11 protein-coding genes are annotated in these 12,822 nt (G+C 65.6%); 4 read left to right on the forward strand and 7 right to left on the reverse strand.

What is annotated here, in order from left to right:
• Positions 1–53: 53 nt before the first annotated feature.
• The 3 genes from carA to ABGX75_RS15745 form a co-directional block, all read right to left on the reverse strand.
• On the reverse strand, positions 54–1,199 hold the full coding sequence (gene carA, locus ABGX75_RS15735; RefSeq protein WP_035414443.1) for a glutamine-hydrolyzing carbamoyl-phosphate synthase small subunit: 1,146 nt from the start codon (positions 1,197–1,199) through the stop codon (positions 54–56).
• Between the two features lie 271 nt (positions 1,200–1,470).
• Positions 1,471–2,280: a 4-hydroxy-tetrahydrodipicolinate reductase gene (dapB, locus tag ABGX75_RS15740; RefSeq protein ID WP_110061570.1), complete on the reverse strand. Its 810-nt coding sequence runs from the start codon at positions 2,278–2,280 to the stop codon at positions 1,471–1,473.
• A gap of 100 nt (positions 2,281–2,380) precedes the next feature.
• Positions 2,381–2,671 carry a DUF2218 domain-containing protein gene (locus ABGX75_RS15745; RefSeq protein ID WP_035414441.1) on the reverse strand — a complete coding sequence of 97 codons (291 nt, stop codon included), beginning with the start codon at positions 2,669–2,671 and terminating at the stop codon, positions 2,381–2,383.
• A gap of 249 nt (positions 2,672–2,920) precedes the next feature.
• Between ABGX75_RS15745 and ABGX75_RS15750 the strand changes: the two genes are divergently transcribed.
• From ABGX75_RS15750 to ABGX75_RS15760, 3 genes are read left to right on the forward strand one after another with little or no spacing between them, the layout of a single operon-like run.
• Positions 2,921–4,048, forward strand: a complete 1,128-nt coding sequence (locus tag ABGX75_RS15750) for an ABC transporter substrate-binding protein (protein WP_347411005.1) — start codon at positions 2,921–2,923, stop codon at positions 4,046–4,048.
• A gap of 1 nt (position 4,049) precedes the next feature.
• Complete coding sequence (locus ABGX75_RS15755) at positions 4,050–5,132, forward strand: iron ABC transporter permease (RefSeq protein ID WP_011508380.1); 1,083 nt, start codon at positions 4,050–4,052, stop codon at positions 5,130–5,132.
• Positions 5,126–5,875: an ABC transporter ATP-binding protein gene (locus ABGX75_RS15760; RefSeq protein ID WP_035414438.1), complete on the forward strand. Its 750-nt coding sequence runs from the start codon at positions 5,126–5,128 to the stop codon at positions 5,873–5,875. The genes ABGX75_RS15755 and ABGX75_RS15760 overlap by 7 nt, the downstream gene beginning before the upstream one ends.
• Here ABGX75_RS15760 and ABGX75_RS15765 read toward each other — a convergent pair.
• From ABGX75_RS15765 to grpE, 4 genes are all read right to left on the reverse strand, one after another.
• Positions 5,853–6,746, reverse strand: coding sequence for a DMT family transporter (locus tag ABGX75_RS15765; protein ID WP_110061571.1), 894 nt, complete (start codon positions 6,744–6,746; stop codon positions 5,853–5,855). The genes ABGX75_RS15760 and ABGX75_RS15765 overlap by 23 nt on opposite strands.
• A 185-nt stretch (positions 6,747–6,931) precedes the next feature.
• Positions 6,932–8,077 (reverse strand): molecular chaperone DnaJ, encoded by a 1,146-nt coding sequence (gene dnaJ, locus ABGX75_RS15770; protein ID WP_128691493.1) that lies wholly within the window; start codon positions 8,075–8,077, stop codon positions 6,932–6,934.
• A gap of 90 nt (positions 8,078–8,167) precedes the next feature.
• On the reverse strand, positions 8,168–10,102 hold the full coding sequence (gene dnaK / locus ABGX75_RS15775) for a molecular chaperone DnaK (RefSeq protein ID WP_011508384.1): 1,935 nt from the start codon (positions 10,100–10,102) through the stop codon (positions 8,168–8,170).
• 133 nt (positions 10,103–10,235) lie between these two features.
• Positions 10,236–10,868 carry a nucleotide exchange factor GrpE gene (gene grpE / locus ABGX75_RS15780; RefSeq protein ID WP_011508385.1) on the reverse strand — a complete coding sequence of 211 codons (633 nt, stop codon included), beginning with the start codon at positions 10,866–10,868 and terminating at the stop codon, positions 10,236–10,238.
• Between the two features lie 187 nt (positions 10,869–11,055).
• On the opposite strand from grpE, the gene recN reads away from it, so the two are divergent.
• Positions 11,056–12,729, forward strand: a complete 1,674-nt coding sequence (gene recN, locus ABGX75_RS15785; RefSeq protein WP_347411006.1) for a DNA repair protein RecN — start codon at positions 11,056–11,058, stop codon at positions 12,727–12,729.
• Positions 12,730–12,822: the final 93 nt, after the last annotated feature.

Genomic DNA, 12,822 nt, shown 5'->3' on the forward strand with positions numbered 1-12,822 from the left:
GGTGACAAACGACGGTGCGACGGTGCGCCGCCTCTCGCGGAGGCGGCGGTGGCTCAACGACGGGCTTGCATCAGCGCGATGAAGCGGTCGAACAGCGGCGCGACATCACGCGGACCAGGGCTGGCCTCGGGATGCCCCTGAAAGCTGAACGCCGGGCAGTCGGTGCGCTCGATGCCTTGCAAGGTGCCATCGAACAGCGAGCGGTGCGTGGCCCGCACGTTGGCCGGCAGGCTCGCCTCGTCGACTGCGAAGCCATGGTTCTGACTGGTGATCATCACGCGACCGCTGTCGAGGTCCTCGACCGGGTGATTGGCGCCGTGATGGCCATTGTTCATCTTCACCGTGCGTGCACCGGAGGCCAGTCCCAGCAGTTGATGGCCCAGGCAAATGCCGAATAGCGGCACATCGGCGGCGATGACCTCGCGGATCGCCTCGATGGCGTAATCGCAGGGTTCGGGATCGCCCGGCCCATTGGCCAGGAAGACGCCATCCGGCTGCATCGCCAGTACCTCGGCGGCCGGGGTGCGTGCCGGCACCACCGTCAAGCGGCAGCCGCGCGAGGCCAGCATGCGCAGGATGTTGAACTTCGCGCCGTAATCGTACGCCACCACGTGGTAAGGACGCTCGCCCTGCGAGGCATCGGCGTAACCGCTGCCCAGCGACCACTCGCCCTCGCTCCATTCATAGGTTTCGCGGCAGCTCACCTCCTGGGCGAGATCCATGCCCTTGAGGCCCGGGAAGGCGCGTGCCGCCGCCAGCGCGCGCTCCACGGCGTCGTCGCCTTCGGCATCGGCCCCCGCCAGAATCGCTCCGTTCTGCGCCCCCTTGTCGCGCAGCACCCGGGTCAGTCGCCGCGTATCGATATCGGCGATGCCCAGCACGCCGTTGCGCTTGAGGTACGCATCCAGGCTTTCTTCGCTGCGGAAGTTGCTGGCGACGAGCGGCAAGTCGCGAATCACCAGGCCGGCCGCGGCGATGGCGGCGGACTCGATGTCCTCGGCATTGATGCCGGTATTGCCGATATGCGGATACGTGAGGGTGACGATCTGTCGCGTGTAGGAGGGGTCGGTGAGAATTTCTTGATAGCCAGTCATGGCCGTATTGAAGACCACCTCACCACTGGTCTGCCCATCGGCTCCGATGGCACTGCCATGAAATACGCTGCCGTCTTCCAAGGCCAATATCGCGGGTCTGATCAACGCAACGTCCTCCCCTTGTCATGCGCGAGTCTGGGCCGGGGCCGGCCGCAACCGACCCCTCGAATTCAAGGAGCACTGAGAGTCTCGACATGCGGCCCTTGCGGATGCCCTCGCATCTCGCAAGCGACACGCGGGTCGTAAAAAAGCGGGACGAAACCTGAAAGAAGTCCGGTTTCATCCCGCTTGTTGTCGTTCGCTCGGAATCCCTGTGGCCGTCCATGCATTCACTAGGCCAAATTGACTCGATGATACGCGAATTGCGCGCGATAGGCTACCCCTTGAGGCCAAGCACATCCTGCATGTCGTAACGCCCGTTGCCACGCGACGCCACCCAGCGTGCGGCACGCACCGCGCCCTTGGCAAACGTCATGCGGCTGGATGCCTTGTGGGTGATCTCGATCCGCTCGCCTTCGGTGGCGAACATCACGGTATGCTCCCCGACGATATCGCCCGCGCGCACGGTGGCAAACCCGATCTCCTTGTCGCCGCGCGGACCGCACTGCCCGACACGCTCGAAGACACCGTCCTCCTTGAGGTCGCGGTTCAAGGCCTTGGCCACCACTTCGCCCATCTTGAGAGCGGTGCCGGAAGGGGCATCGACCTTGTGACGATGATGCGCCTCGCTCACCTCGATGTCGTAGCCCTCGTCACCCAGCGCTCGGGCGGCGGTTTCCAGCAACTTGAGGGTGAGATTGACGCCGACGCTCATGTTGGGCGCAAACACCATGGGCACCCGCTCGCGGTAACCGTCGAGCTCGGCCAGTTCGTCGTCGGACAAGCCGGTGGTCCCGATCACGATCGCCTTGCCATGCTCGGCGCAAAACGCCAGATTGGCCAGCGTGACCCGAGGTGCGGTGAAGTCGATCAGGACGTCGAAGGCATCGGCGATGGCGGCCGGATCATCCGTGGCGTTCACGCCCAGGCGTCCCACACCGGCGAGCTCGCCCAGGTCGGCACCGACCAGCGAGCTGCCGGGCTCTACGATGCCACCGCCCAGGCTGGCCTCGGGATCCTGCTGTACGGCATTGACCAGGGTACGGCCCATGCGTCCGGCGACGCCGACAATGGCGATACGCGTCATGTGGACTCCTTGCGGTTACGTGTCGATGAATGCCGGAGAGTATACCAAATCGCCTCTCGCTCTCGTCACATCACCGATGCCCCGCACCGCGCTGTGCCGCTCAGGCGTCGTCGCGCCGCCAGGCCACGTCCACGTCCTCGCGGCTGGCCATGCGCACCAGATGCACGGCCACCACGTGCTCGAGGTGCTCCCGGGCCTCGGCATCGACCGCCTCCAGGGACAGGTGCAGCGCATCGGGCTCGGCACGCAGCCGGCATACACCGGTGTCGAACTCGACACGCCCCTGGTGCTCGTCATGAGCGACATTCAACTTGTGTTGCCAGTGCTTGCACAGACGATTGATATACCGCGAACCGGATGCCGTCGGCACGACGGCGTGGGAAACAGGCATGAACACCTCCTAGCGGGATAGCCGCCCAATGGACATGCCATTATGGCATGCGCCCCCGCCGCCCACCGGCAACGCCCCGTTCGTCAGCACGGGACTCCAAGCCCTCAAAGGATCGGTCACGGCTCGACGCGCCCCGGCGCTGCAGACATACTGACAGCCAAATGCGAACAACAATGAGTCGCAAAAAGAGGTGCTATCGATTAGTATCTCTCATCGTCTCCAAATCAGATAACCAGCCCGACACCGCCCATGCTCACCTCACTATTCAAAGCCGCCGCCGGCGCAGTCCTCACCCTCGCTGCCACGACCGCGCTGGCCGAAGAGATCACCGTCACTGACGTCGCCGGCCGCCAGGTCACCGTCGACGCTCCCGTGGATCGCCTGATTCTCGGTGAGGGGCGCCAGATCTATCTGCTCGGCGCGCTGCAGCCGGAGACCCCCTTCGAGCACGTGGTGGGATGGCGTGAAGACTTCTCGCAGGCCGATCCGGACAACTACGCCGCCTATGCCGCCAAGTTTCCCGAGATGACGCAGATTCCCACCTTCGGCGGCTTCAAGGACGGCACCTTCGATGTGGAGCAGGCTGCTGCGCTACAGCCCGACGTCGTGCTGATGAACCTGGAGGCGAAGGCCGCCACCGAGGACGCCGCCTACGACGACAAGCTGGCCGAACTGGGCATCCCGATCGTCTACGTGGACTTCCGCGAGGCGCCGCTCGAACACACGACGCCTTCCATGCGATTGATCGGCCGGCTACTCGGCGAGGAAGAAAGGGCCGAGGCCTTCATCGACTATTCACAGGCCCAGATGGCGCGCGTCACCGAGACCATCGAAGCTGCCGACCCCCAGCGTCCCCGGGTCTTCATCGACCGTGCCGGCGGCTATTCCGACGACTGCTGCATGAGCTTCGGCCCGGGCAACTTCGGTAAATACGTCGAGCTCGCCGGGGGGAGCAACATCGCCGACGGCATCATTCCCAACACCTTCGGCCGGCTGAACCCGGAGCAGATCATCGCCGCCGACCCGCAGCAGGTGGTCGTGACCGGCGGCCACTGGGACGCCTACGTGCCCGGCGGCGACTGGGTGGGCGTGGGCCCCGGCGCCGACCTGGCGGCCGCGCGGACCAAGCTCGAAGGGCTCACCGAGCGCACCGCCATGGCCGGCATCGACGCCGTGCAGACCGACAATTTTCACGCCATCTGGCACCAGTTCTACAACAGCCCCTACTACTTCGTCGCCGTGCAGCGGCTGGCCAAGTGGTTCCACCCCGAGCTGTTCGCCGACCTCGACCCCGAGGCGACGCTGCGGGAGTTGCACGAACGCTTCCTGCCGGTGGACTACGTGCCGGGCTACTGGGTCTCGCTGAAGGGTGACTGACATGCACACCGGCGCCGATATCCTGCCGTCCGAACAGTCTGCCCCCGAGGAAGGCCGCACCTTCTATCGCGCCCTGGTGCTGCGCCGCCAGCTGATCCTCGCCGCCCTGGCGCTGGCCCTGTTCCTCAGCCTGTGCGTCGATCTGGCCCTGGGTCCGGCCCGTTTCAGCCTGGGCGAAGTGCTCGCCGCGCTCTTCTCCCCGGACGACGTGAGCCTGCAGGCCCGCGTCATCCTTTGGGAAATTCGCATGCCGGTGGCACTGATGGCGCTGGTGGTCGGTGCCAGCCTGTCGGTGGCCGGCGCCCAGATGCAGACCATCCTCAGCAACCCCCTGGCCAGCCCCTTCACCCTGGGGATCTCCGCCGGCGCCAGTTTCGGCGCTGCCCTGGCGCTGGCCTTCGGCGTGGTCATCGTACCTGCCGCGGTCGACTACGTGATCCCGATCAACGCCTTCGTCATGGCCATGCTGACCGCCTTCGCGATCCATGCGCTGAGCATGCGGCGCGGGGTGACCATCGAGACCATCGTGCTGCTGGGTATCGCCATGGTCTTCATCTTCAACTCGCTGATGGCGCTGATCCAGTTCTTCGCCAGCCAGCAGGCCGTCTCCGCAGTGGTGTTCTGGACCATGGGCAGCCTGACCAAGGCCACCTGGCCCAAGCTGTGGATCGCGCTGGGCGTGCTGGCCACGGTCATGCCGCTACTGGCTCGCCACGGCTGGGCGCTGACCGCCATGCGCCTCGGCGATGCCAAGGCCGAGAGCCTGGGCGTCAAGCCCCGCGCGCTGCGCCTGGAAGTGCTGGTACTCGTCTCGCTGCTGGCCGCCATCGCCGTGGCCTTCGTCGGCACCATCGGCTTCATCGGCCTGGTCGGGCCGCATATCGCCCGCCTGCTGCTGGGCGAGGATCAGCGCTTCTTCCTGCCCGGCTCGGCACTGTGCGGCGCGTTGATCCTGTCCATCGGCTCGGTGCTGTCGAAGGTGCTGATCCCGGGCACCGTCATCCCCATCGGCATCATCACCTCGCTGGTCGGCATTCCTTTCTTCCTGTTCCTCGTCCTCAGCAACAAGAAGGCCTCATGGTAACGCTCACGCTCGACGGACTCTCGGCCAGTTACGGCCGCCGCCGCATCCTCTCGGAGATCACCACGCCGCCTCTCGAGGGCGGCCAGGTGGTGGCCGTGCTCGGCCCCAATGCCGCGGGCAAGTCGACCCTCTTCCGGCGCATCTTCGGGCTGCTCGACGGCGGCGGCACGGTATGTCTCGAGGGCGCCACCAGCGAGCGTCCCGTGGCCTACATGCCCCAGGAAACCGGCGTCAACGCAGTATTGACGGTCTACGAGTCGGTGTTGCTGGCACGCATGCAGGGCCGGCGCCTGAACGTGAAGCCCGAGGATCTGGCCGAGGTGGATCGCGCCCTGGACGAGCTGGGCATTGTCGCGCTCGGCGAGCGCGACATCGGCGACCTGAGCGGCGGCCAGCGGCAGATGGTGGGCGCGGCCCAGGCACTGGTGCAGAACCCTGAGGTGCTGCTGCTCGACGAGCCGACCTCGGCGCTGGACCTGCATCGGCAGATCCAGCTGCTGTCGATCCTGCGCCGACTGGCCAAGGAAAGGGGCATGCTGGTGATTGCCGCACTGCATGACCTGGGCCACGCGCTGCGCTTCACCGACCAGGCACTGGTACTGCAGAACGGGACGCTGGTGAACTGCGGTCCGACCGAGGAAGTGGTCACCCCCGAGCTGCTGTATCGCGTCTATCATGTCACCGCACGCATCGAGCGCTGCTCGAAGGGACGGCCGCAGCTCATTGTCGAAGAGGCCGTCTGAGACGCCGCCCTTCCAGCGCCGCAAGGGCCGCCCCGCCCAGCACCAGCGGCAGGGCCACCAGGAAGCCGCCGGAGAGCGGCAGCCCGAAGATCAGCAGATCGGCCAGCACCGGCCAGATCAGCGCCACGTACTCGAAGGGCGCCAGGCGCGAGACCTCGGCGTAGCGTAGCGCCAGGGTCATGCAGATATGCGCGGCGCCGCCGAACAACCCCGCCAGCACCAGCAGGGCCAGCGTCGGCCCCGAGACCGCCACCCAGCCAAGCGGCAACGTGGCGAGCCCCGCCAGCGCCGTGACCAGCACGAAGTAGAAGGCAATCGAAGCGGCCGTCTCGGTACGCGAGATACGCCGCACCGTCACCAGTGCGCCCGCCGTCAGCAGCGCGGCCAGCACGCCCAGGCCGTAACCCAGCACCTGTCCCCGGGACTCGCCCAGGTCGGGCACCACCAGCGCCGCCACACCCGCCAGCACCAGCGCGAAGGCTGCCGCCCGGTGGAGAGTGAAGCGCTCGCCAAGCAGCAGCACACCGCCCACCGCCATGGCCACCGGCGACAGCTGCGCCAGCAGTGTCGCCTCGGCCACCGGCAGCCGCGCCACCGCCGCGAAGGAGGCGAACATCGCCGCCGCCCCCAGGCCCGAGCGCACCAGGTGCCCCAACGGCTTGCGCGTCACCAGCGCGCGGGGAAATTCACGCCGCCAGGTCATGAAGATCACGATCGGCAGCAGCGCGAAGGCCGAACGGAAGAACACGGTCTGGCCCAGCGGCACCTGCGTGCTCACCGCCTTGACGCACACCATCATCCCGGTGAAGAGAAGGCCCGACAGCAGCCGAAGCACGATGCCGGCCAGCGGCCGATCCGCGACGTTATTCATGAGCGTCCTTGAGCGTCTTTCAAGCGAGCGGGCGCGACGATGCACGGCCCTGAGGATACGGCCATGATATCACTGCGGATGGGAACAATTCTCGTATCCGATCGAAATTCTGCGGGAAGCGACACGACAAGGCCCCGCCTCCTTGCGGAGCGCGGGGCCTCGAACGTGCCATCGAGGACACTGCCTTACGGCTTCATGTCCTCGAAGAACTTCTTCACGCCATCGAAGAAGCTGGTCTTCTTCGGCGAGTGATGGCTGTTGCTGCCGTCCAGGCTGTCCTGGAACTTGCGCAGCAAGTCCTTCTGTTCGTCGCTCAAGTTGACCGGCGTCTCCAGCACGACCTTGCACAGCAGATCGCCCGGCGGGCCGCCGCGAACCGGTTTGACGCCCTTGCCCTTGAGCCGGAACATCTTGCCGGTTTGCGTTTCCGGCGGAATCTTCAACTTGACCCGGCCATCCAGGGTCGGCACTTCCAGCTCGCCCCCCAGGGTCGCGTCGATGAAGTTGATCGGCACCTCGCACTGCAGGTGACGCCCATCGCGCTCGAAGATCGGGTGCGGCTTGATGGCCGCCTGGACGTAGAGGTCCCCGGGCGGGCCGCCATTGAGCCCGGCCTCGCCTTCGTTGTTGAGACGAATCCGGTCGCCGGTATCCACGCCGGCAGGAATCTTCACCGACAAGGTACGCGTCTCGCGGACACGCCCTTCGCCATGGCACTTGCGGCACGGCACCTTGATGGTCTGGCCGGCGCCATGACAGGTCGGGCAGGTCTGCTGCACGGCGAAGAAGCCCTGCTGCATGCGTACCTGGCCCTGGCCGTGACAGGTCGGGCAGGTCTCCTTGGTGGAGCCCGGCTCGGCACCGTCGCCGTCGCAGTGTTCGCATTCGATGTGGCGCGGCACGCGGATATCGACCGTGGTGCCGGCAACGGCATCCTCGAGGTCGAGCTCCAGGTTGTAGCGCAGATCGCTGCCACGCTGCGGGGCGTTGGGATTGCGCCGGCCACCGCCACCGAAGATATCGCCGAACACATCGCCGAAGATATCGCTGAAACCGCCTGCGCCGCCGCCGAAACCGCCGCCGCCAAAGCCGCCACCGGCCTGGCCGTCGACACCGGCGTGACCGAACTGGTCGTAGGCACTACGCTTTTCTTCGTCGGTGAGGACTTCGTAAGCCTCGGAGACCTCGCGGAATTTTTCGGCCGCGGTGTCGTCATCCGGGTTGCGGTCCGGATGGTACTTCTGGGCGAGTCGACGGTAGGCCTTCTTGATCTCTTTCTGATCGGCCCCCCGTTCGATGCCCAATACTTCGTAGTAGTCACGCTTGGACATGGATGGTCCGCCTCCGTGTCGGCGCTGCGCAAACAGCAACGCGGGAGATCATCCCCCGCGCTGCCGCGATGCGAGCATCAGACGTCGTGGTTACTGCTTTTTCTGGTCGTCGTTGACTTCCTCGTACTCGGCGTCAACCACGTCGTCTTCTTTCTTCTGGGCACCATCGCCGGCCGGCTGCTCGCCGCCTTCGGCGCCGGCATCACCCTGCTCGGCATACATCTTCTGCGCCAGGTTGCCGGAGGCTTCGGTCAGCGCGTCGAGCTTGGCCTGGATATGCTCTTGGTCGTCGCCCTTGGTGGCTTCCTCGAGCTCGCTGATCGCGGTCTCGATCTGCTCTTTCTCGCTGGCGTCGACCTTGTCGCCGGCTTCCTCGAGGGTCTTGCGTGCGGCGTGAACCATGCCGTCGGCCTGGTTGCGCAGCTGCACGAGCTCCTCGAACTTCTTGTCCTCGGCTTCGTGCGCCTCGGCATCCTTGACCATCTGATCGATCTCTTCGTCGGAGAGACCGCCGGAGGCCTTGATGACGATGGACTGTTCCTTGCCGGTGGCCTTGTCCTTGGCGGAGACGTTGAGGATGCCGTTGGCGTCGAGGTCGAACGCCACCTCGATCTGCGGCACGCCACGCGGCGCCGGCGGAATGTCGGCCAGATCGAAGCGACCCAGCGACTTGTTGCCGCTCGACTGCTTGCGCTCACCCTGCAGCACGTGAATGGTCACGGCCGTCTGGTTGTCGTCCGCCGTGGAGAAGACCTGCGTCTTCTTGGTCGGGATCGTGGTGTTCTTCTCGATCAGCGGCGTCATCACGCCACCCAGGGTTTCGATACCCAGGGTCAGCGGCGTGACGTCGAGCAGCAGCACGTCCTTGACGTCGCCGCCCAGCACGCCACCCTGGATCGCGGCACCCACGGCCACGGCTTCATCCGGGTTGACGTCCTTGCGCGCATCCTTGCCGAAGAAGTCGGCGACTTTCTTCTGCACCAGCGGCATGCGCGTCTGGCCGCCCACCAGAATCACTTCGTCAATCTCGGAAGCGGACAGGCCGGCGTCGCTCAGCGCGGTCTTGCAGGGCGCCAGCGAGTTCTGGACCAGCTCTTCGACCAGCGATTCGAGCTTGGCGCGCGTCACCTTGACGTTGAGGTGCTTGGGACCGGTATTGTCCGCCGTGATGTACGGCAGGTTGACTTCGGTCTGCTGTGCGGCGGAAAGCTCGATCTTGGCTTTCTCGGCCGCCTCTTTCAGGCGCTGCATGGCCAGCGAGTCGCCGGACAGGTCGATGCCCGAATCGCTCTTGAACTGCTGGACGAGGTAATCGATCAGCTTGAGGTCGAAGTCCTCGCCACCCAGGAAGGTGTCACCGTTGGTGGCCAGTACCTCGAACTGCGTCTCGCCGTCGACATCGGCCACTTCGATGATCGAGATATCGAAGGTACCGCCGCCCAGGTCATAGACCGCGATGGTCTTGTCGCCACGCGCCTTGTCCATGCCGTAGGCCAGCGCCGCGGCCGTCGGCTCGTTGATGATGCGCTTGACCTCGAGCCCCGCGATGCGGCCGGCATCCTTGGTGGCCTGACGCTGGCTGTCGTTGAAGTACGCCGGCACGGTGATCACCGCCTCGGTGACTTCCTCGCCGAGATAGTCTTCGGCGGTCTTCTTCATCTTCTTCAGCACTTCGGCGCTGACCTGGGGCGGCGCGAGCTTGTTGCCCTTCACTTCGACCCAGGCATCACCGTTGTCGGCCTCGGCGATGGTGTACGGCACCATCTTGATGTCTTTCTGGACGACATCGTCCTTGAACTTGCGACCGATCAGGCGCTTGATAGCGTACAGCGTGTTGCTCGGGTTGGTGACCGCCTGACGCTTGGCAGCCTGACCGACCAGCGTTTCGCCGTCGTCGGTGTAAGCGATGATGGAGGGCGTCGTGCGAGCGCCTTCCGCGTTTTCGATCACCTTCGCATTGCCGCCGTCAAGGATGGCAACACAGGAGTTGGTGGTCCCCAAATCAATACCGATGATGCGTCCCATAGGAATACCTCAAAATACGTTGCTTGACTGTTGCGTCTTCGTCGGCGGCGCTGCCGCCTCGTTGTTCGTCTATTTGGGGGATAGGGCCACGCCTTTCAAGGGCCTGAGTGATGGATTCCCTTCCCCCGCCCCATCAATTGGCGGCTTGGCTGACGACCACCATCGCCGGACGCACGAGGCGTCCATTCAGCAGATAACCCTTCTGCATGACCTCGATCACGGTGTTGGGCTCCACCTCGGGGTTGGGCACCATGGTCATGGCTTCATGCACTTGCGGGTCGAACGGCTCGCCTTGCGGATCGACGGCTTCCACGCCGAACTTGGCCAGCACATCGAGCTGCAGCTTGAGCGTCATCGACACCCCTTCGCGATGCACCTCGCTGGCACCTTCCTGCATCGATTCCAGTGCCTTTTCCAGGCTGTCGACGACCGGCAGCAGCTCCTTGACGAACTTCTCGAGCGCGAACTTGCGTGCCTTCTCGACATCCTGCTCGGCACGGCGGCGTACATTCTGAGCCTCTGCGGCGGCACGTGCCGTCTGATCCTTGGCGTCCGCCAGCGCTTGCTCCAATTCTTCGACACGCGCGGCCAGCGCGTCCGCTTCCGGGTTTTCGAGCGCTTCGGCATCGGCCTCGCTGGCCTCGACATCCTCGACGACACCTTCGAGTTCGACCTCGTCATCGGTCGCGTCGCCCGGTTGCGGTTCGGCATCGCGTTCGGCGCGTGCCAACTCTTCGTCGGTGGGGGTCTGCGGGTCTTTGGCCATGAGTATCTCCTGACAGCTGGCGCGGCCCGAAGCCGCATCTAACAAGGAATTGTCCCCCTATATGGGGATGCAGACGACGATCTCAAGCCATGCCGATCGCCCCTCGCCGACGGATAATTGAAGCCCCCTGCCAACTACTGTATAAACACACAGAGATCAGCCTCGTTTCCGACGCCCGGAGGTTTTCATGCTGATACAGCTCGCCATTCGTGATTACGCCATCGTCGATCGTCTCGATCTGGATCTGCATGACGGCATGACGGCCATTACCGGGGAAACCGGTGCCGGCAAGTCGATCATGCTCGGCGCCCTGGGCCTGTGCCTGGGCGAGCGCGCCGACGCGGGCAGCGTGCGCCATGGCCGCGAACGCGCGGACGTCAGTGCACGTTTCGACATCACCCACCTGGCGGAGGCGCGCGCCTGGCTTGACGCACGCGACCTGCCCCAGGACGAGTGCCTGCTGCGCCGCACGGTCAACGCCTCGGGGCGCTCCAAGGCCTGGATCAACGGTCAGCCCGCCACGGTGAGCGACCTGAAGGCACTCGGCGAACATCTCATCGAAGTCCACAGCCAGCACGCGCATCAGGCACTGCTGCGCGAGGAAACGCATCTGCGCCTGCTGGACGCCTATGCCGGTCAGAGCGACGCGGTCACCGCCCTCGGCGAGCATTTTCGCGAATGGCGGTCTCTGCGACGGCGACTGCGTGAGCTGCAGGAGAGCGGCGACGAAATCCAGGCGCGTCGCCAGTTGCTGCGCTATCAGGTCGAGGAACTGGATCAGCTGGGGCTCGGCGAGGGCGAACTCGAGACGCTGGAAAGCGAACAGACCCAGCTTGCCAATCTCGAGCAGGTTCTGGGCGACGCCCAGTTCGCCGCCGACTGCTGCGACCAGGAGGAGGGCGGTGCGCTATCGCTGCTGCACCAGGCCACCGCCCGACTGAGCCACGTCCCCGGCAATGCCCAGGACAGTCTCGCGGAGGCTCTCGGCATGCTGGGAGACGCCCGCATCCAGATCGAGGAAGCGGCACGCGAGCTTCATCGCTTCGTCGATACCACCGAACTCGATCCGCAGCGCCTGGCGGAAGTCGATGCCCGGCTCGGCGAGGTCCATCGCATCGCGCGCAAGCATCATGTCATGCCCGAGGAACTGCGCGACCTGCATCAGCGCCTGAGTGACGAGCTGGCCGGCCTCGAAGGCGGCGAGAACGACCTGGAAGCGCTCGCTCGCGACGTCGAGCAGGCACGCGACACCTATCGCCAGCAGGCACGCGCGATCAGCGAAGCCCGTCTCGAGGCGGCACGCGCCTTCGGCGAGGCCGTGCAGGCCCAACTGGCGTTTCTCGGCCTGGGCAAGGCCACGTTCGACGTGGAAGTCGAGCCCCGCGACACGCCCCAGGCCGAGGGACTCGACCAGGTACGCTTCGTGATCAGCGCCAACCCCGGGCAACCGGCACGTCCCTTGAACAAGGTCGCCTCGGGCGGCGAGCTGTCCCGCATCAGTCTGGCGATCCAGGTCGTCGCCGCGCAGCACAGCACCGTGCCCAGCATGGTCTTCGACGAGGTCGACGTGGGCGTGTCCGGTGCCACCGCCGAGATCGTCGGCCAGCTGCTGCGCCGTCTCGGCACGCAGGGGCAGATCCTCACCGTGACGCACCTGCCGCAGGTCGCGGCTCAGGCCCACCACCATCTGCATATCGAGAAGCGTGCCGAGCGCGATACCACGCTGACGCACATGGCATTGCTCGACGACGCCGGCCGCGTGCGGGAGCTCGCGCGCATGCTCGGTGGCGTCAAGCTTTCCGACCGCACCCTGGCCCACGCCCGCGAAATGCTGGACGCCAGCCAGCACGCTCAGCACTGAGCCCGTGCCGCGTCGTCACAGACGCACACTGGCCCTGGAACGACGAAACCGGCCTCGGGGGCCGGTTTCGTCATGTCACCCGTCTGCCTCTTG

Source organism: Chromohalobacter sp., from assembly GCF_039830575.1.
GTDB lineage: Bacteria > Pseudomonadota > Gammaproteobacteria > Pseudomonadales > Halomonadaceae > Chromohalobacter > Chromohalobacter israelensis.